The sequence below is a fragment of the Streptomyces sp. NPDC020884 genome (genome assembly GCF_044333935.1).
Lineage (GTDB): Bacteria > Actinomycetota > Actinomycetes > Streptomycetales > Streptomycetaceae > Streptomyces.
The window spans coordinates 479280-497049 of sequence record NZ_JBIRRY010000004.1 but is presented as its reverse complement, the minus strand read 5'-3'; the positions used below and the strand labels follow the sequence as shown (position 1 = coordinate 497049).

Below are 17770 nucleotides of genomic sequence, written 5' to 3'. Positions count from 1 at the left end.
AAGCGTTGGAGAGCGCTCTCCCTCATGGGCGCACTGCGCCCATGAGGGAAACGCGACGGGCCGGGTCAGGGCAGTTCGTAGTTCTCGTCCAGGACCGCGCCCTGGTCCGGGTTGTTCTGGTCGTAGCCACGGGCGTCGCACTGGAGAGCGCCGACGACGCAGTGGTCGACCAGGGCGTCGAGCGTGGCGTCGTCCCAGGCGTTGAAGAAGTCGTAGTGGAAGGAGTGGCCGGTGCCGCTGGCCAGTCTCACCTGCGACATGTCACCGTTGACGGGCCACGCCATCTTGAACTCGATCATCGGCAGGGCGACCGGGTGGCTCGTCGGGCAGACGTCCTGGTTGGCCCCCATCACGACCGGGTAGGCCATGTGAGCCTTGTGGTCGGGGGTGTCCAGATACTTCCCGTCCCAGCAACTGGGCGCCTGCATACGCAGGTTGAGCTGGGTGTCCTGGCTCGTCGGGCAGGCGGCCGGGAAGTCGTAGTTGTGGTAGCTCTCACCGCACTCGTACCCCTCGACCATGCCGGGGTGGTCGCGGAACTCCTCGGCGGTCTGCGTGGGGCTGCCGACGACGAACCGCAGCCCCTTGGGGAAGGGCCGCACGGTCCGGTAGTCGGTGACTCCGGCCTTGTAGTAGATGGTCTGGGGTCCGACCGGGCGGATCTCCTGGTCCCCGTTGTAGAGGGTCGGCATCCAGTACGCGGACAGGTCGCCGGGCGCCAGGCAGGCGGTGCCGCCCGCGCTCAGGGACGCGGTGGTGCTGTTCGCGTTCGTGGTGTCGTTGCCCATGAACGTGTGGTCGTGCGACGCGCCGGCCTGGCCCGGGTAGACGATCGGGTCGTCCGGGGCCGTGTGGTTGACCGAGCAGTTGGCCTGGAACTCGTGGAAGTAGCGGTGCGGCGGAATCTCGTCGGACGGCTCCACTCCTGTGACCGGCGGGACCGCCGGTATGTACCCGTCGCCGTCGGGATCGTCCCCGAAGGCGACGGGCTTGGCCGCCGCCATCGTGTGACCCTGCATGGCGTGCGAGGCCGCCGCGGGCTGATCGGACACGGGCCGGGCCGCCCCCGGGGCGGCCGCCCCGGCGTTCGTGATCGCGCTCAGTCCCAGCGCGACCAGCGCCAGGGCGGTTGCCACGATCAGGACGGACACCAGGGTCGTTCTGTTGAGTCTTGTCACCATAGGGACCTCCATACCGCTCTTCATCCCTGCACATCGGGTGCACGGTGGGGGGAAAGGGTGAGCTGGACGGTGCAGCCGGGAAGAGACTCCACCCTGTCCGTCACGGGCCGGCGGACCACGGGACCCTCTGGGAGAGCGCTCTCCAAAGCGGTGCCAGTGTTGCGCCGGTGCTGAGAGGGTGTCAATAGCCTGTGAACGATGCACTGCGCAAAGGCTGTTGGGCGACGGAAGGAATACGACCGGAGGAGACGGCACAAGGAAGCGGCCCCGCGCACCGCGGGACCGCTTACTCACGCCTGCTTCGGACCGCCGGGGTGAGGCCGCCCGGGACGGCTCCCGACCCCGGCGGCCTCACCCCTCGGCGGGAGCCGCTCCGCCGGGGAGGACGGCGGGACGGCTCCCCCGGATCACGCGGTGTGCAGGGTCAGCCCGTACCGGTTGAGGATCTCGTTGACCGGCTGGTACCAGGTCTCTCCGCCGCCGGAGCAGTTGCCCCAGCCGCCGGAGGTGACGCCCTGGGCCTGGTCACCGCTGATGAACGAGCCGCCGGAGTCGCCGCCCTCGGCGCAGACGCTCGTCTTGGTCATCTGGTGCACGGCGCCCTGGCTGTAGTTGACGGTCTCGTTCTTGGCGAGGACGTTGCCGCAGTGCCAGTGCGTGGTGGAGCCGGAGCGGCAGATCGACGCACCGATCGGCGCCTCGTTCGAACCGCGGACGAGTTGGTCGGAGACGGTGCCCCAGCCGATGACGACCGGCGCGGTCCACCAGCCGTTGGCGACGTTCACCCAGGCGTAGTCGTCGCCGGGGAAGGACGAGCCCTGGAAGTGGCCGATGTCCGAGCCGTCCCAGCCGCGCACGGACTGGCCGGCGCCGCCGCAGTGCCCGGCCGTCACGAAGCCGCCGTGCACGGAGAAGCCGATGGAACAGCGGACGTTGCCCGTGTAGTACGGGTCGCCTCCGACCGTTCCGGCGGCGAAGGTCTGCGGCGCTTCGGCGGCCGTCCGCACGGTCACGGGCCCGGCCTTGCGGGCCTTGGCGACGAAGGAGCGGACATCGTTGTCAGTCTGCTCGGACGCGACCACGTTCACCACGACGCTGCTGGCGGCCGGGTCGACGTGCCAGCTGCTCACGCCGGCGGGGGCGGACAGGGCGTCGATGCGCGCCTTCGTCGCGTCGAGCTGCTTGGCCGAGTGCTCGACGAGCCGGGTCTCGGCGCCGGCGGCCCGGACGGCTCCGGCCTTTCCGGCGTCGGTGACCGCGACGGTCAGCTTGCCGGTACCGGCGTCGAACCAGGAGCCGCCGTAGGCGGAGCCCGCGGCGCGCTGCGCCTTCGGCTCCAGGGCGGTGGCGGCCTTCTCGTCGGCGAGCCTCGCGACGGCCTCGCCCTCGCTGAGGCCGAGGTCGCGCTGCATTCCGGCGAGGAGGGCCGCGGAGGCGGGGGCCTGCGCGGAGTCGGCGGGGGCGGCAGAGGCGGACGACGGGCCGGCGGCGGCCCAGGCACCGAGGAGCAGGAGTGCGGACAGACCGGTCCGCAGCACGGTTGCGTGTCTCAAGGGAGTGACCCTTCCTGTTGTTCCAGCGACGTGGGGGTGGAACGGGAGGCGTCCGGGAGCGCGCACCGATCGAGCTTTGAGAGCGCTCTCAGATGTGCCGTCCCGGACTGTAGCCGAGTTCGATAGTCAGGTCCATGCCAATGACGGAGGCGGGCCGGGAAGGTGTCGCCGAGGCCGCTCCCGTACCGGGTTGAGTAGGCGTACTCATCCGGCCCGCAGACACTGGTCCTACTGTCACAGGAACACGGAGCAGGACCAGGTGGAGGAGCAGATCATGGCCGGATCACGCCGCAGGCAGTGGAGAGTCGCCCTCACCGGCGCGCTGGCGGGTTCGCTGGTCCTGCTGATGGGGGCGTGCGGCGTGGTGGACACGAAGGACGACCGCCGGGCGGCGGAGGAACTGGCCGAGAAGCACTTCCCCGGGCAGCTGAAGGCGATCGGTGCGCGCACGCTCTTTCCGGGCTCCGGTGGCTCCGAGGTCACGTTCGCGGTGGCCGACGACCGCGACGCCGTGGTCCGGCTCCGCATCGACACGGACCGGGCGGACGAGGGACTGTGCGACCGCAAGGACTGCGCCGTTGCGCTGGCCCGAGCGGTGCAGCACGGGCGGCAACAGGCCGACGACTTCCGGACGCTCAAGAGCGCCTTCGACTCCTGCGGTTACGAGGTCATCGCGCTGGACACGACCGGTACCCCGCCCTATGTGGTCGCGGAGCTCACGAACGCCAACGTGACGAAGGTGCTCCGCGAGATCGGGGACTGCGTCCAGCGCTGGGTCACCGCGAGCGGGGCCGACAGCACGTTGGCGAAGGCCGTCGGCTCGTACGTGAACGTCGTCTCCCCGGCCGTCGCGGACCGGCGCGACCGGGGCAAGGACTCCTGGCCCACGATGATGCGGCTGACCCGGTCGAATCTGCTGGCCTCGCTCACCAAGCACGCCTACCACTCCGCCAGTTACGAGATCGAGGCGGGCCGGGTCGACACGGCGGGGAGTGCCCGGATCGTCCGCCCGTTCCGGGAGAGGCAGAAGTTCGGCGACACCGTGCAGAACGCGGTGAGGGAGCAACTGCGGGCCACCTACCCCCGGGTGGTCATGAGCAGCTACCAGTGGATCTGGCGCCTGGAGCCGGGCCGGATCGACCGGCAGACCGGCTACGTCCTGTTCTGCCCGGAGCCCGGCGCACGCGGACAGTGCGTCAACAGCGACGACGCGGCCCTGGTGACCACGGACGAGCACGGCAATCCGGTGGGGAAGATCCGTCTCGTGCACGATGTACGCGAGGGCACGGGGGCGCTGCGGCTGCCGCCGTACTAGGCCGCGTTCGCGAAGTCGCCGATGCCCCACCGAGCTGGTTCCCCCCTGCCGGGAGGTCGGAGACAGCTCACCGAGAGGATGCTGTGCCATGACCGCACCGATCAGTCAGTCGTGGACGCGCATCGAGACCTGGCTGGCCGCGTACGCGCCGGCGACCTACGCCGCGCTGGCGCCGCCCGCGGATCCGGCGGACATCGCCGCGGTCGAACGCGTCATCGACCGCCCGCTGCTGAAGCCCTTGGTGGTGTCGCTGCTGCGGCACGACGGCTTCCTCCCCCCGTGGGGCCCGCTGCTGCCAGGGGGCTACCGACCGATGAGCGCACGCGAGATGGCGGCCGCGTGGCAGCTTCTCACCGGCTTCTACGACACGTGCGAGGCAGAGGAGAAGGGAGCGGAGGCGGACGACGACTTCATGAAGCTCGGGTTCAGCAGCGTCCTGTACGGACACCCGCGGTTGATTCCCATCGCGCGGGACCCGGGCGGAGGCTACCTCGTGCTGGACCACCGTCCCGAGAGCGATCGGGGGCGTGTCCACGAAGCCGAGGCCGTGGAAGGCGTCCTGCGCGTTTCCCATGAGAAGTGGGCGTCCCTGCCGGTGCTCATGGAGGCGATCGCCACCTCGCTGGAGACCTCCCGGCCGCTCAACGGCGACACACCGGTCGTGGACGGGGAGCAGCGGCTGTGCTGGGACCGCCTACCGCCGAGCGATGGCCGGACCCTGGATCGATCATGACGCGGCAGAGCGGACGAGCCGGTGTCCCGTCTCTCACGCCCCGGCCCAGGGCCGCAGCTTCTCCGGATTGCGGACCACCCAGATCCGGGTGACGCGGCCGTCGGCGACATCGAACGAGGCCACGGTCACGACGACGCCATCGCGCCGGGCCACCAGGCCCGGCGCACCGTTGACCGACCGCTCCAGGACGTCGAGCCCCGGGGCACTGTCGGCGAGGGCGACCATGTACTGGGCGATGCGCGCGCCGCCCTCGATCGGGCGCAGGGCGGCGCCGGCCAGACCGCCGCCGTCGGCGGTCATCACCGCGGCCGGGTCGAGGAGGTCCACGAGAGCCGCGATGTCCCTGTTCTGCCACGCCTCCTTGACCTGCCGCACCGCTTCGGCCCGCCCGGCCGCCGCCACCGGAGCCCGTGCGGCGCGCACCCGCCGCCGGGCGGACGCGGCCAGCTGTTTGCAGGCGGCGGGGGTACGGCCGAGGACGCCGGCGATCTCGGCGAAGGGGTAGCGGAAGACGTCGTGCAGGACGAACGAGACCCGCTCGGCTGGGGTCATCGACTCCAGGACGACGAGGAAGGCCATGGTCACCGACTCGTCCAGGACCATCTGGTCGGCGGGATCGGCGTTCGGGCCGTGACCCCACTGGGCGTGGTCGGGCAGCGGATCGGGCAGCCAGGCGCCGACATAGCGTTCCCGCCGGACCCGCGCCGAACCGAGCTGGTCCAGGCAGATGCGGCCGGTCACCGTCGTCAGCCAGGCGCCGGGGGACTCGATCGCGTCCTGCCGACTGCGCGGCAGCGCGTACCAGCGCGTGTAGGCCTCCTGCACGGCGTCCTCGGACTCGGCCACCGAGCCGAGCAACCGGTAGGCGACGTTCATCAGTTGGCGCCGCTCGCCGGCTATGCCCCCGGCACCCGTCCCAGCCGTCCCCATGCTCGCGACCGCCCCCTCGCCTTACCTTTCGCAGGCCCGCGTCGTCGGGCTGGTGAGACCTTATCGATCTACCGCCCACGGGCGGGAAACGGGGCGTGGCATGACCACCCGAGTGACGGCACAGCACAGCGGCTTCTCGTTCCTGCGGATCGCGATCGCCCTGCAGGCCCTGACCATCTTCCTTCAGGCGGTCTCCGCCGGACTGTTGATGACCGCGTCCTACGGAGAGGTCCTGCACAGCGTCGGAGCGCGCGTGATGTACGGGGCGTCGATGCTGTACGTGCTCGCCGCGGTGCTGGCGTGGAAGCCGGGCGGCGGTTCGCCCCGGCCGATCGGGTACGCGTCCGGGTTCCTGGTCCTGGCCTCGGTCCAGGTCGCGGTCGGCATCGCGCACATTCCGTCGGTCCATCTCCCGCTGGGCGTCCTGATGTTCGGGCTGAGCGTGCTGGCCCTGGCGCGGCGCTGAGGTCCGGCGGGCCGGCCCGCGGTGTGGGGCCGCCGGAGCGGTGCCGTGTCCGCGATGCAGTCACCCACGCGGGTAAATGCCGCATACAGCTACTCTCCGTGCGGTACACACCGACGCGAAGGGGCTGACCGAAGCCATGGACGGGAACACCGGCAACAGTCACGGGCGGGTCGTCGCCACCCTCGACGACGTGAGCATGCGCCTCCACACCACCGGCCAGGTCATCCTCGACGCCGTCGACTGGACCGTCCGGGCCGGCGAGCACTGGGCGCTGCTCGGCCCCAACGGTGCGGGAAAGACCAGCGTGCTGCGGCTCGTCGGCGCCACCGCGTTCCCCACGACCGGCACGGTCGGTGTTCTCGGCCACCTGCTCGGCCGCGTCGACGTGCGGGAACTGCGCGCCCGGATCGGCCATGTCTCCACCTCCCAGCGCGTCCCGGGGGACCTGACCGGCCACACCGTCGTCCTCACCGGCCACACCGGCACGGTCCAGCCGCTGTGGAAGGCGTACGGCGACGAGGTGCGCGAGCGGGCCCACGCCCTGCTCGCCGAGCTCCAGATCAAGGACCTCGCCGACCGTGGGTACGGCGTCTGCTCGGGTGGCCAGCGGGCCCGGATCCTCATCGCCCGCGCCCTCATGGCGGACCCGGCGCTGTTGCTGCTCGACGAGCCGTTCAACGCGCTCGACCTGCCCTCGCGCGAGGACCTCATCGACACCATGCGGCACCTCGCCCTGAACCGGCCGGAGCTGTCGACCGTGACGGTCACCCATCACCTGGAGGAGCTCTCCCCGGCGATCAGCCATGCCCTGCTCCTGCGCGAGGGGCGCGTGCTGGCGTGCGGCGCGATCGAGGGCGTTCTCACGGCCGAGCGCATGACCGCCTGCTTCGGCCGCCCCATCGAGGTGACCCGGCATGCGGGCCGCTGGCTGGCGCGCGCCGACGGCCAGGCGTAGGCGCGGCCACGCGTCGGCGCGGACGCCCTTGGGCACGGACACGCGCCGGCCGGGCGGCCCCGCCCGGCCGGCGGTCTCAGGGGGCCAGCAGGGGCAGTCCGGTGACCCGCCACAGGTCGCGGAAGCCGTCCCGCGCCCCGTGCGCGCGCTCGGCCGGTCCGCCCGCCGTCCCCCGGGCCGCCTCCTCTTCCACCGCCGTACGCCAGACCCGTACCGTCGCGCCGCTCCCGGCGGGCGCGTCCAGGGGAGCCCAGCCCGGGTCGCCGTGGGCGGCGAAACCGGCCCAGGCGTCGGTCATGCGCCGGGAGAGCTCCTCGTCGGCCGCGCCGGGCGGGCCTCCGACCAGGAAGTGGACGCTCTCCTCGTGGAGGTTGCCGAAGGCGAACGGGATGTCCGCGCAGTGCCAGGCGCGGACCCGGTCCCCCGCACGGTCCCGGCGGCGGTCGAAGCGGGCGAGGAAGGCCCGGCCGCCCGCCCGCGCGTGGGCCTCGGCGAGGCGGGAGCTGTACTCGGCGAAGAGGAGGCCGGAGTGGAGGGCCAGATAGACGTCGAGAACCGGTGCGTCGGGCAGCCGCTCGCGGTGCCCCTCGACCAGTGACGCCGGGAGGCCGAAGTCTGCGGCGAAAACGGCCAGTTGCTCTTCCGTGGTGATCTTCGCACTGCTGCCGACCGCGTCCAGGAGCCAGCACTCCTCCGTGGTGTGGCAGACCAGCAGCTCCACCGCGCCGCCCGCTCCGGCCGCCAGTGCCTCCAGCGGGTCGGCGGTCAGGAGAGCGCCGTCGGCGACCGGGGCGTAGATCGCCGGGTCGTAGTGGCGCTGCCCCGAGGCGGGGTCGTGTGCGTACCGTTCGCAGACCCGGTCCGCGGCGGCCACGAGGGTCCGGGGCGGGGCGGCGAGCAGCCCGGCGCGGGTCGCGGGCACCCCGGCCGCCGCGGCGACCTCGGCGGTGGTGCGGGCCGCCTGCTCCACCGTGGCGCAGGCGCTGACGGCGCTGTGCAGGACGGCCCGGCGGAACAGGCCGCGCGCCCGGCCGGCCACCGTCAGGCAGGCCACGGAGGTCGCGCCCGAGGACTGGCCGGCCAGGGTGACCCGGTCGGGCGAGCCGCCGAACGCGGAGATGTTGTCGCGGACCCACTCCAGGGCGGCGATCTGGTCGAGCAGGCCCCGGTTGTCGGGGAAGGCCGCGCTGCCGTCGGCGTCGGGGACGTGGCCGAACCCCTCGAAGCCGAGGCGGCTGTTGAGGGTGACGACGACGAGTCCCCGGCCCGCCAGTGCGGTGCCGTCGAAGTCGGGCTGGGCCGAAGACCCGAAGACGTACGCACCGCCGTGGATCCAGACCAGCACGGGCAGGTCGCCCGGCCCCTCGGCGGGCGTCCAGATGTTCAGCGTGAGGATGTCCTCGTCACCGGGCGACCAGCGCGGCGCGCCCGGCAGTTCGGCCGACTGGGGTGCGACCGGCCCGAAGGCGGTGCAGTCGCGTACGCCGTCCCAGGGTTCCGCCGGCTGCGGCTCCCGGAACCGGTGCGCGCCGAACGGCGGTGCCGCGTAAGGGAGTCCGCGTACGGTGACGACTCCGCGGTCCCGGGCGGCGCGCCGCCCCCGTACCCGCCCGGCCTTCGTCGTGAAGACGTCCACGGCCACCGCTCCCCCGCTCCCGCCCCGTCCGGCGTTCGGCGCGGCGGGGCCAGCATCCCAGCACACCCGCCGCCACCGCCAGCGGATTGATCTTGGCCTGCGCGCCTGAACGCCCGACCGCCCGCGCTCGGGCGGCTACGCGCCGATCAGTTCGCGCACGGTGGCCATGTCGCTGAACGGCAGCAGCTCGCCCCGGACGCTCTGGTGCGGTTCGCTGCCCTTGCCCGCGATGAGCACGATGTCGTCCGGCCCCGCCTCCGCCAGTGCGGCGGCGATGGCCGGGCGGCGGTCGGTGAGCCGCTCGAACGGCGTCCCCGTCGCCGCGATGCCCACCGCGATCTGGTCGAGGATGGCCTCCGGGTCCTCGTAACGGGGGTTGTCCGAGGTGAGGACGCACAGGTCGGAGTGGGTGCCCGCGATCGTGCCCATCTCGGCGCGCTTGGTGGTGTCGCGGTCGCCGCCGCAGCCGAAGACGGTGATGACCCGGCCCCGGGCGAAGCCCCGGATCGTGGTGAGGACCTTGCTGAGGGAGTCCGGCGAGTGGGCGTAGTCCACGATCACCGAGGTGCCCTCGGGGGTCTGGAGGCGTTCGAAGCGGCCGGGGATCTGCGGCATCCGCTCCAGGGCGTCGACCAGCCCGGCCAGACCGTGGCCGAGGAGGTGGCACGCGGCGACCGTGGCCAGCGCGTTGGAGACGGAGAAGCGGCCGGGCGACGGGATCGCCGCCGGATACTTGCGGCCGTCGTGGTGCAGGGTGAACCGGGTGCCCGAGGCGTCCACGGTGAGATCGCTCGCGCGGTAGTCCGCGTCGCCGTCCAGCGCGTACGTGGTCACCGCGTCGGGCATCAGCTCCCGGATCCCGGCGCCCACCGGGTCGTCCGCGTTGATCACGGCGCGTCGGCACAGTCCCTGGAAGAGGCGGAGCTTGGCGTCCCGGTAGTTCTCCATGGTGCCGTGGTCGTCCAGGTGGTCCTGGGTGAGGTTGGTGAAGACGCCCACGTCGATGAACGTACGGTCCAGGCGGTGCGTCAGCAGACCCATCGAGGTGGCCTCCAGGACGACGCTTCCGCAGGACCGGTCGCGCATGTGCCCCAACAGATACTGCAGATCGGGCGATTCCGGGGTGGTGAGCACCGAGGGCGGCATCGGGATGAGTTCGTCCCCGATCCGGCTGCCCGCGGTGCCGATCACTCCGACCCGGGCCCGCTCGGCGAGCCGCAGCACCGACTCGGTCATGTAGGAGACGGACGTCTTGCCGTTGGTGCCGGTGATGGCGATCAGGTCCATCGCCCGGCCCGGTTCGCCGAAGTAGCGCGAGGCGACGACGGCGGCGGCCCTGCGGACGTCGGGGACGCGTACCGCGCACACGTCGCCCAAGGCCTCGGGCAGGGGTGCGGCCTGCTCGTCGACCAGGACGGCGACCGCGCCGCGTGCGACGGCCGGGGCAACGGCGTCCGGGCCGCCGGCCACATGGCCGGGCACCGCGGCGAAGACGGACCCGGGGGTGACCCGGTCCGCGTCGAACGTCGCTCCGGCGGTGACGTCCGTGCGGGCGGGGGTCCCCCGCAGCACCTGGTGGTCCTGTCCGGCCATGAGGTCGCTCAGCTTCACGATGATCCCTTCGAAGGCGGCGTCGGGCCGGCTGGTGCGGCCGTCGCCGGGAAGCGGCACGGCGGGTGCGCCGTGGGCCGCGTGGTGCTGTGGAGCCGATCGTGGAACGCGCCTCGGGCGAACGCCGGAGGCGGCGGTGAGCTCCGGCGCTCAGCGGGCCGGAGAGGTGGTGACGGGGCGGCGGGCCGGGGCGGTCATGCCGGGGGCCGGCAACGCCGGATGCCGTTGTCGGGAACGGTCGCGAAGATCGCTAGCCGTGGCCGTGCAGTGCGGTACGGCCCGTTCCGGGCGCCGCGTCGGCGGGCGCCGGGGGGAGGGCCGCGCGGGCGGCGGCCGGGGACAGTGCGAACGCGAAGGCGGCCGGGGGCAGCGCGAAGGTGGCCCGGTCCGGGCACTTCCTCGGTTCGGCCCTATGTCCCATGGATCGAGTGTACGTGGGGTGGGAAGGGCGCCGCTCCGGTGTCCGCCCAGGTCGGGGCGGGCACCGGAGCGGGGCCGGGCGTCACGGGGTGCTGTCGAGGAACCGGACGGTCCCGAGGATCTTCCGCACGGTCGACTCGGGCACCTCGTCGTCGACTCCCCGTACGCCGACGAAGGTCCAGGAGACCGTCTCGCCCGCCGGGCTCTCGAAGGCGAACGCGGTCGCCTTGCCGTCGTAGGCGCAGCGGCCCGTCCCGTCGACACCGGTCGAGGTGGCCGTCGCCACGCTCCCGGTGATGCCGGACTTCGTGGTGAACGGCTTCGCCGCCCCGGTGGTGACCTTCTCCTTCGACGGCTGGGCGTAGCTGCCGTAGACCCACAGACGGGCGTTCTCCCGGGCCGCCTCGGCGGTGCTGCGGGCGGCGGCCTCGCCCCGGGAGCCCGCGGCGGCGAGCGGGGTCTCCTCCTGGATGCCGTTGCCGTCCTCGTCGGAGCGGCACCACTTCTCCTTCAGGATCGCCGGTGCCGAGAACCCGACGAGCGGGGTCTCCTCGGGGTCGTCGTTCTCGGCGACGTAACTCACCCAGCCGGTCGGCTTGAGCGCCCAGGACACCGGTACGTCGAAGACGATGCCGCGCTTGGGGTTGACCACGGTCTTCCAGCCGGGCACGAGCGGCGCGGGCTCGTCCTCGGATCCGCCCCGGGGCGCCCCGGGGGACGCCGACGGCGAGCGGGAGTCCGCCGCGGTGGGCCCCGCCTCCGGCTTCTTGTCGTCCTTCCCGCCGAGCACCAGGTATCCGGTGATCCCGGCGGCGAGGACGACGGCGGTGGCCGCGACGACCGCGACGACCGTGCTGCTGCGGCCGCCGCCGCCGGGCGGGGTCGGTCCGGGGTGCGGGGGCAGTCCGGCGGGGACGGTCGGTGCGCTCCAGGGCCCGGCGGGGGGCTGCCCGGCGGGCTCGGTCCGGGCGTCCCACGGAGCGGGCCCGCCTCCGGTGTTCTGCTGCTGTCCGCCCGGCCCCTGCTCCCGCGGCGGCCATCCGTACGGCGGCTGCGGCTGGCCCTGCGGCGGCTGCTGCCCCTGCTGGTGGTGATCGCCCGCGGGCGGTTGCTGTCCGCTCCCCATGGGAGGTCACCCTATGCCGGGCCTTTCGGCGACCGGGACGCACGGTGCCCGGACTCTCCGGATCCGCGGCGAACGGGCCGCGACCTGCGCACGTACCGGCCCGTGCCGCCCTCCTCGGCCGCCGGGAACCGATCTTCCCTTTGCGGCCGGAGCAGGACGGGAGTGGAATTGCGTACAGGGGACAGTCGTATGCGGAACTCCCGGAGGAAAGGACGCGCCATGAGCGACACCGACTGGGGGGACGACGTCTACCAGCCCCAGGCACCCGAGGCTTCCGATCCCGGCGAACAGCTCGGCGCCGAGGACACCCTCATGGATCCGTCCGGTACCGGCGACCCCTTGGACGAGGGATATTCGCCGCCGGACCGGCCGTGGGCGGTCGACGGCCTCGGCACCACGGCCGGCGAGCGGCAGACCGGTGAGTCCCTCGAGACCCGGCTGACCAGGGAAGTGCCCGAGCCGGACGGATCCGCCGGCGACGGCGTGGGCGATCTGGTGGACGGCGACGGCGAGCTCTGGGACGACGAGGTCGGTGTCGCCCGCGCCGGACGGCTGACCCAGCAGGCCGACGGGCGGGTGCCGGCCACCCTGACGGCCAGCGACGTGGGCATCGACGGCGCGGCGGCGTCGGCCGAGGAGGCCGCGATGCATGTGATCCCCGAGCCGGGGGACGACGACGCGCTCCTGGAGGCCGGGCCGGCTCCCGGCGCCCCCGGATCCGGCCCCGCCACCGGCGCGGCCGCCCCGCCGTCGCCCTGAGCGGGCCCCCGACGAGCCCCCGCCCCTGAACGCGGCTGTCCCCCGGCCCGTACTCCCCCGGCCTGCACTCCCCCGGCCGGAGCGCGCCACCCGAAGCGCGCCTCGTACCGCAACGGCACGCACGCGCCGCACCGCGCCGGGCGACCGCACGCACCGCACGCACTCGGATCCCCAGGAGCACACAGATGAGCGGCACTGCTCAGATCGGCGTCACCGGACTCGCGGTCATGGGCCGCAACCTCGCCCGGAACTTCGCCCGCAACGGCTTCACCGTCGCCGTGCACAACCGCACCACGTCCCGGACGGACGCGCTGGTCGAGGAGTTCGGCGACGAGGGCACGTTCGTCGCCGCGCACACGCCCGAGGAGTTCGTGGCCGCCCTGGAGCGGCCCCGGCGTCTGGTGATCATGGTGAAGGCGGGAGACCCGACCGACGCGGTGATCCGGGAGTTCGCGCCGCTGCTGGAGGAGGGCGACGTCGTCATCGACGGCGGGAACGCCCACTTCGAGGACACCCGCCGCCGCGAGAAGGAGCTGCGCGAGCGCGGGATCCACTTCGTCGGAGTGGGGATCTCCGGCGGTGAGGAAGGCGCGCTGAACGGGCCCAGCATCATGCCGGGCGGCTCGGCGGAGTCCTACGCCTCGCTGGGCCCGATGCTGGAGAAGATCGCCGCGCAGGCGAAGGACGGCACGCCGTGCACCACGCACATCGGTCCCGACGGCGCGGGTCACTTCGTGAAGATGGTCCACAACGGCATCGAGTACGCGGACATGCAGCTGATCGCCGAGGCGTACGACCTGCTGCGCGCCGTCGCCGGGTACTCCCCCGCGCAGATCGCCGAGACCTTCCGCACCTGGAACACCGGACGGCTGGACTCGTACCTCATCGAGATCACGGCGGAGGTCCTGGCCCACGCGGACGCGGCGACCGGGAGGCCGTTCGTCGACATCGTGCAGGACCGGGCGGAGCAGAAGGGCACCGGGCGCTGGACCGTGCAGATCGCGCTCGACCTCGGGGTTCCGGTGTCGGGGATCGCCGAGGCGGTCTTCGCCCGGTCGCTGTCCGGCCACGCCGATCTGCGGGAGGCGGCCCGCGGTCTGCCGGGGCCCGTCCCGCGGCCGCTCGATGGGCCGGCGGCCGCGGCGTTCGCGGACCGGGTGGAGCAGGCTCTGTACGCGTCCAAGATCGTCTCGTACACGCAGGGGTTCCACCAGATCCGGGCGGGCGGCGAGGCGTACGACTGGGACATCGATCTCGGCTCCGTGGCGGCGATCTGGCGGGCGGGCTGCATCATCCGGGCGGCGTTCCTGGACCGCATCCGGGCCGCCTACGACGCCCGGCCCGAGCTGGTCAGCCTGCTGGCCGACCAGGAGTTCGGGCAGGAGATCGGCGCGGCGCAGGACGACTGGCGGGCGGTGGTGGCCGAGGCCGTGCGCCAGGGCGTGCCGACCCCGGGCTTCGCCGCCGCGCTCTCGTACTACGACGGGCTGCGCGCGGACCGGCTGCCGGCGGCCCTCACCCAGGGCCAGCGGGACTTCTTCGGGGCGCACACCTACCGGCGCACGGACCGGGAGGGTTCGTTCCACACGCTCTGGGGCGGCGACCGGTCCGAGGTCGGGGCGGGGTGACCCGGCCGGTCCACCCGGGGTGCGGGCGGGCGCGGGACATGGGTTAGTGGCTGCGAGCCCTGCTCACCGTCGCAGAAGCCCTGCCTCACCGTCGTAGTGGAGTGCGCGCATGCCCGACGCCGTCCCCCGTCCCGTCTCCGTCCAGCCCGTCGTGGCGCCGTTGACCAACGCGGCGCTGTTCCTGGTCGGCACGATCGAGCCGGGCGGCGAGGGCGCGGTGCGGGACGTGCTGCCGGATCTCGCGGCCGTGGCCCGGTCGCTGGGGTTCCGGTATCCGGAATCGGGCCTCGCCTGTGTGGCGGGCTTCGGATCCGGCGCCTGGGACCGGCTGTTCGGCGGGCCCCGTCCGGCTCACCTCCACCCGTTCCCGGAGTTGCGGGGGCCGCTGCACCACGCGCCGGCGACCCCGGGAGACGTGCTGCTGCACATCCGGGCCGAGCGGATGGACGTCTGCTTCGCGTGGGCGGCCCAGTTGCTCGACAAGCTCGGCGGAGCCCTGCGGATCGTGGACGAGACGCACGGCTTCCGCTACCTGGACCACCGGGATCTGCTCGGCTTCGTGGACGGTACGGAGAACCCGGTCGGTGACGACGCCCGTTCGGCGGCGCTCGTCGGGGCGGACGAGGACCCGGACTTCGAGGGCGGCAGTTACGTCGTCGTGCAGAAGTACCTGCACGACCTGACGGCCTGGAACGCGCTCCCCGTCGAGGAGCAGGAGCGCGTCATCGGCCGCACCAAGTTCGACGACGTGGAGTTCCCGGACGAGGACAAGCCCGCCGATTCCCACATCGCGCTCAACACCATCACCGATCCGGACGGCACGGAGCGCGACATCCTGCGGGCCAACATGCCGTTCGGGAACTTCGGACAGGGCGAGTTCGGTACGTACTTCATCGGGTACGCCGCCGATCCCGAGGTGACCGAGCGGATGCTCCGCAACATGTTCCTCGGCGATCCGCCCGGGACGCACGACCGCATCCTGGACTTCTCCACAGCGGTCACCGGCTCCCTCTTCTTCGCCCCCCGCGCCGACTTCCTCGACGCTCCGCCGCCCCCGCCCGTCCTGGCCCACCCCGGGGACCGGCCGGAACCGGTGACCGCACCGGTCCGGCAGGAGCCGGTCGCGGCCGGGTCGGACCACGGTTCGCTGCGCATCGGCAGCCTGCAAGAAAGCGCCCAGTGATGAACAATCTGCACCGCGAACTCGCGCCGGTCACCCCGTCCGCCTGGGACGAGATCGAGGAGGAGGCCCGCCGCACCTTCCGCCGCCATGTCGCCGGCCGCCGGGTCGTCGACGTGTCCGATCCGGACGGTCCGACGCTGGCGGCGGTCGGCGACGGCCATCTGAGCGACATCGATCCGCCCACCCCGGACGTGGTGGCGCGGGCCCGCACCTCGATGCCGGTCATCGAGTGGCGGGTGCCGTTCACGGTGACCCGGCAGGCCGTGGACGATGTGGAGCGCGGCTCCGCCGACAGCGACTGGCAGCCCGTCAAGGACGCGGCGCGCACCTGTGCGTTCGCCGAGGACATGGCGATCATCGACGGGTACGGGGCGGCCGGGATCACCGGTCTGCGGGACGGCTCCTCGCACGATCCGCTGCCGCTGCCCGCCGACGCGCGGGACTATCCGGTGGCGGTCAGCCAGGCGGTGACGCGGCTGCGGCTGGCCGGTGTCGACGGACCGTACCGGCTGCTGCTCGGAGCGGACGCGTTCACGGAGGCGGCCGAGACCTCGGACCACGGATATCCGGTCAAGACGCACCTGAGCCGCCTGGTGGACGACGAGATCCTGTGGGCGCCCGCGGTCAAGGGCGGGGTGCTGCTGTCCACCCGGGGCGGCGACTTCGAACTCTGTCTGGGCCAGGACCTGTCGATCGGCTACGCGGACCACGACGCCACCAGCGTCCATCTCTACTTCCAGCAGGCCTTCACCTTCCGGATGCTGACGCCGGAAGCCGTGGTCGGCCTGATCGCCTGACCCGTCGGAGGGGGCGCTCGACCGCGCGGGGCCGGGCAGCCGAGCGCCCCCGTTCCGCCGAAGACCCCGGGGGCAGTCATCAGGGACTCTGGCCGTATGACGCAGACGACTTCCGCACACCACGAGGGCGGCCCGGCCGCGCCCGCCGCCCGCTTCGACGCCGTCGTCCGGGCGGCCGTCGGGCAGGGACTGCTGGGCGAGGGCGGCCCGGTCGCCGGATTCATCGACACGGAGGGGGTGCGCGCCTCCGTCGGGACCCTGCGCGACGCGTTCACCGGCCCGCCCGAGGTGCTGCACACCTTCGCGGCCAAGGCCTGTTCCCTCATCCCGGTGCTGCGGCTGCTCGCCGACTGCGGCATGGGGTGCGAGGTGGCGAGCCCCGGTGAACTGCGCCTCGCCCTGGAGGCCGGGTTCGCCGCGTCCCGCATCGTCCTGGACTCCCCCGCCAAGACCCGCGAGGAGATCCGGCTGGCGCTCGCCCTCGGCGTGGCCGTCAACGCCGACAGCCTCGGCGAACTGCGCCGCATCGACGCCCTCCGGAACCCGGGCACCGCCTCGGTCCTCGGGCTGCGGGTCAACCCCCAGGTGGGCGGGGGCTCGATCGGGCCGATGAGCACCGCGACGGACACGTCGAAGTTCGGGGTGGCGCTCCGCGACCCGGGAGCCCGCGAGGCCATCGTCCGGGCCTTCCGTGAGCGCCCGTGGCTGACCCGGCTGCACGCCCATGTGGGCTCCCAGGGCTGCCCGTTGGAGCTGATCGCGGCCGGGGTGGCACGGACGTACGAGCTGGCCGAGGAGATCAACGCGACGCTGGGCGTCCAGCAGGTCACCGGTCTGGACATCGGCGGCGGTCTGCCGGTCAACTTCGCCGACGAGGACGTTCGCCCCACGTACGCGGACTATGTGGCGGCCCTGACGGCGGCCGCCCCCGGCCTCTTCTCCGGGCGCTACGCCCTGGTCACGGAGTTCGGCCGGTCGCTGCTGGCGAAGAACGGCTTCATCGGGGCCCGGGTGGAGTACACGAAGGACGCCGGGGGCCGCCGGATCGCGCTCACCCACGCGGGAGCGCAGACCGCGACGCGTACCGTCCTGATGCCCGACGCCTGGCCGTTGCGGATCGGGGCGTTCGGCCCGGACGGTGCTCCGAAGGCCGGGCCCGTGCTGGCGCAGGACATCGCGGGACCGTGCTGCTTCGCGGGGGACGTGGTGGCGTACGGCAGGGAGCTGCCGGAACTGGCCGAGGACGACGTGGTCGTGCTGTACGACACGGGGGCGTACTACTTCTCCACCCCGTGGGCGTACAACAGCCTGCCCCGGCCTGCGGTGTACGGATTCCGGGCGGGGCAGGACGGGGCGGTGACGTTCGCGACGGTGCGGGACGCGCAGTCGATGGACTCCATCGCGGCGGAGAGCGGTCTCGCGCACGTGGATGCGCTGATCGAGCGGGGCGACCGAAAACAATAGCCATGTACATAGT

16 protein-coding genes are annotated in these 17770 nt (G+C 72.9%); 9 read left to right on the top strand and 7 right to left on the bottom strand.

Annotated elements, in window-relative coordinates; genetic code table 11:
• Nucleotides 1-65 precede the first annotated feature (65 nt).
• Both ACH4UK_RS16390 and ACH4UK_RS16385 read right to left on the bottom strand, forming a co-directional pair.
• On the bottom strand, nucleotides 66-1181 hold the full coding sequence (locus ACH4UK_RS16390) for a DUF1996 domain-containing protein (RefSeq protein WP_398356827.1): 1116 nt from the start codon (nucleotides 1179-1181) through the stop codon (nucleotides 66-68).
• Between the two features lie 407 nt (nucleotides 1182-1588).
• Nucleotides 1589-2734, bottom strand: a complete 1146-nt coding sequence (locus ACH4UK_RS16385) for a S1 family peptidase (RefSeq protein WP_398356825.1) — start codon at nucleotides 2732-2734, stop codon at nucleotides 1589-1591.
• Between the two features lie 274 nt (nucleotides 2735-3008).
• Between ACH4UK_RS16385 and ACH4UK_RS16380 the strand changes: the two genes are divergently transcribed.
• Nucleotides 3009-4049, top strand: coding sequence for an SCO7460 family lipoprotein (locus tag ACH4UK_RS16380; RefSeq protein ID WP_398356824.1), 1041 nt, complete (start codon nucleotides 3009-3011; stop codon nucleotides 4047-4049).
• Between the two features lie 88 nt (nucleotides 4050-4137).
• A complete protein-coding gene (locus ACH4UK_RS16375) occupies nucleotides 4138-4782 on the top strand; it encodes an SMI1/KNR4 family protein (protein WP_398356822.1) in 645 nt (214 codons plus the stop codon).
• Nucleotides 4783-4815: 33 nt separating this feature from the next.
• Here the strand turns inward: ACH4UK_RS16375 and sigJ are convergent, their stop codons facing one another.
• Nucleotides 4816-5712 (bottom strand): RNA polymerase sigma factor SigJ, encoded by an 897-nt coding sequence (gene sigJ, locus ACH4UK_RS16370; RefSeq protein WP_398356820.1) that lies wholly within the window; start codon nucleotides 5710-5712, stop codon nucleotides 4816-4818.
• Between the two features lie 100 nt (nucleotides 5713-5812).
• Here sigJ and ACH4UK_RS16365 point away from each other — a divergent pair, with 100 nt between their 5' ends.
• Both ACH4UK_RS16365 and ACH4UK_RS16360 read left to right on the top strand, forming a co-directional pair.
• Nucleotides 5813-6178, top strand: coding sequence for a hypothetical protein (locus ACH4UK_RS16365; RefSeq protein ID WP_398356818.1), 366 nt, complete (start codon nucleotides 5813-5815; stop codon nucleotides 6176-6178).
• A gap of 136 nt (nucleotides 6179-6314) precedes the next feature.
• The gene (locus ACH4UK_RS16360; protein ID WP_398356816.1) at nucleotides 6315-7133 is read left to right on the top strand and encodes an ABC transporter ATP-binding protein; all 819 of its coding nucleotides are present in this window, start codon (nucleotides 6315-6317) and stop codon (nucleotides 7131-7133) included.
• Between the two features lie 76 nt (nucleotides 7134-7209).
• Here ACH4UK_RS16360 and ACH4UK_RS16355 read toward each other — a convergent pair whose 3' ends face one another.
• The 4 genes from ACH4UK_RS16355 to ACH4UK_RS16340 all read right to left on the bottom strand — a co-directional run bounded on the left by ACH4UK_RS16355 (nucleotide 7210) and on the right by ACH4UK_RS16340 (nucleotide 11926).
• Entirely contained in the window at nucleotides 7210-8769 is a 1560-nt protein-coding gene (locus ACH4UK_RS16355; protein ID WP_398356814.1) for a carboxylesterase/lipase family protein, read from the bottom strand.
• A 135-nt stretch (nucleotides 8770-8904) separates the two neighbouring features.
• The gene (locus ACH4UK_RS16350; protein ID WP_398357001.1) at nucleotides 8905-10380 is read right to left on the bottom strand and encodes a UDP-N-acetylmuramoyl-L-alanyl-D-glutamate--2,6-diaminopimelate ligase; all 1476 of its coding nucleotides are present in this window, start codon (nucleotides 10378-10380) and stop codon (nucleotides 8905-8907) included.
• 250 nt (nucleotides 10381-10630) lie between these two features.
• Nucleotides 10631-10801 carry a hypothetical protein gene (locus tag ACH4UK_RS16345; protein ID WP_398356812.1) on the bottom strand — a complete coding sequence of 57 codons (171 nt, stop codon included), beginning with the start codon at nucleotides 10799-10801 and terminating at the stop codon, nucleotides 10631-10633.
• Nucleotides 10802-10882: 81 nt separating this feature from the next.
• A complete protein-coding gene (locus tag ACH4UK_RS16340) occupies nucleotides 10883-11926 on the bottom strand; it encodes a hypothetical protein (RefSeq protein ID WP_398356810.1) in 1044 nt (347 codons plus the stop codon).
• Between the two features lie 219 nt (nucleotides 11927-12145).
• On the opposite strand from ACH4UK_RS16340, the gene ACH4UK_RS16335 reads away from it, so the two are divergent.
• The 5 genes from ACH4UK_RS16335 to ACH4UK_RS16315 all read left to right on the top strand — a co-directional run bounded on the left by ACH4UK_RS16335 (nucleotide 12146) and on the right by ACH4UK_RS16315 (nucleotide 17757).
• Nucleotides 12146-12685: a DUF5709 domain-containing protein gene (locus tag ACH4UK_RS16335; RefSeq protein WP_398356808.1), complete on the top strand. Its 540-nt coding sequence runs from the start codon at nucleotides 12146-12148 to the stop codon at nucleotides 12683-12685.
• A gap of 185 nt (nucleotides 12686-12870) precedes the next feature.
• Nucleotides 12871-14313: an NADP-dependent phosphogluconate dehydrogenase gene (gene gndA / locus ACH4UK_RS16330; protein WP_398356806.1), complete on the top strand. Its 1443-nt coding sequence runs from the start codon at nucleotides 12871-12873 to the stop codon at nucleotides 14311-14313.
• 109 nt (nucleotides 14314-14422) lie between these two features.
• On the top strand, nucleotides 14423-15496 hold the full coding sequence (locus ACH4UK_RS16325; protein ID WP_398356804.1) for a Dyp-type peroxidase: 1074 nt from the start codon (nucleotides 14423-14425) through the stop codon (nucleotides 15494-15496).
• Nucleotides 15496-16293: a family 1 encapsulin nanocompartment shell protein gene (locus ACH4UK_RS16320; protein ID WP_398356802.1), complete on the top strand. Its 798-nt coding sequence runs from the start codon at nucleotides 15496-15498 to the stop codon at nucleotides 16291-16293. Before ACH4UK_RS16325 ends, ACH4UK_RS16320 begins: the two co-directional genes overlap by 1 nt.
• 96 nt (nucleotides 16294-16389) lie before the next feature.
• Entirely contained in the window at nucleotides 16390-17757 is a 1368-nt protein-coding gene (locus ACH4UK_RS16315) for a diaminopimelate decarboxylase (protein WP_398356800.1), read from the top strand.
• Nucleotides 17758-17770 lie beyond the last annotated feature (13 nt).

Excerpts from the sequence above, each read along its gene's own strand:
- ACH4UK_RS16360 (WP_398356816.1), top strand. The coding sequence starts at position 6,315 with ATGGACGGGAACACCGGCAACAGTCACGGGCGGGTCGTCGCCACCCTC.
- ACH4UK_RS16325 (WP_398356804.1), top strand. The coding sequence starts at position 14,423 with ATGCCCGACGCCGTCCCCCGTCCCGTCTCCGTCCAGCCCGTCGTGGCG.
- ACH4UK_RS16335 (WP_398356808.1), top strand. The coding sequence starts at position 12,146 with ATGAGCGACACCGACTGGGGGGACGACGTCTACCAGCCCCAGGCACCC.
- gndA (WP_398356806.1), top strand. The coding sequence starts at position 12,871 with ATGAGCGGCACTGCTCAGATCGGCGTCACCGGACTCGCGGTCATGGGC.
- ACH4UK_RS16340 (WP_398356810.1), bottom strand. The coding sequence starts at position 11,926 with ATGGGGAGCGGACAGCAACCGCCCGCGGGCGATCACCACCAGCAGGGG.
- ACH4UK_RS16375 (WP_398356822.1), top strand. The coding sequence starts at position 4,138 with ATGACCGCACCGATCAGTCAGTCGTGGACGCGCATCGAGACCTGGCTG.
- ACH4UK_RS16380 (WP_398356824.1), top strand. The coding sequence starts at position 3,009 with ATGGCCGGATCACGCCGCAGGCAGTGGAGAGTCGCCCTCACCGGCGCG.
- ACH4UK_RS16345 (WP_398356812.1), bottom strand. The coding sequence starts at position 10,801 with ATGGGACATAGGGCCGAACCGAGGAAGTGCCCGGACCGGGCCACCTTC.
- ACH4UK_RS16320 (WP_398356802.1), top strand. The coding sequence starts at position 15,496 with ATGAACAATCTGCACCGCGAACTCGCGCCGGTCACCCCGTCCGCCTGG.
- ACH4UK_RS16315 (WP_398356800.1), top strand. The coding sequence starts at position 16,390 with ATGACGCAGACGACTTCCGCACACCACGAGGGCGGCCCGGCCGCGCCC.
- sigJ (WP_398356820.1), bottom strand. The coding sequence starts at position 5,712 with ATGGGGACGGCTGGGACGGGTGCCGGGGGCATAGCCGGCGAGCGGCGC.
- ACH4UK_RS16365 (WP_398356818.1), top strand. The coding sequence starts at position 5,813 with ATGACCACCCGAGTGACGGCACAGCACAGCGGCTTCTCGTTCCTGCGG.
- ACH4UK_RS16390 (WP_398356827.1), bottom strand. The coding sequence starts at position 1,181 with ATGGTGACAAGACTCAACAGAACGACCCTGGTGTCCGTCCTGATCGTG.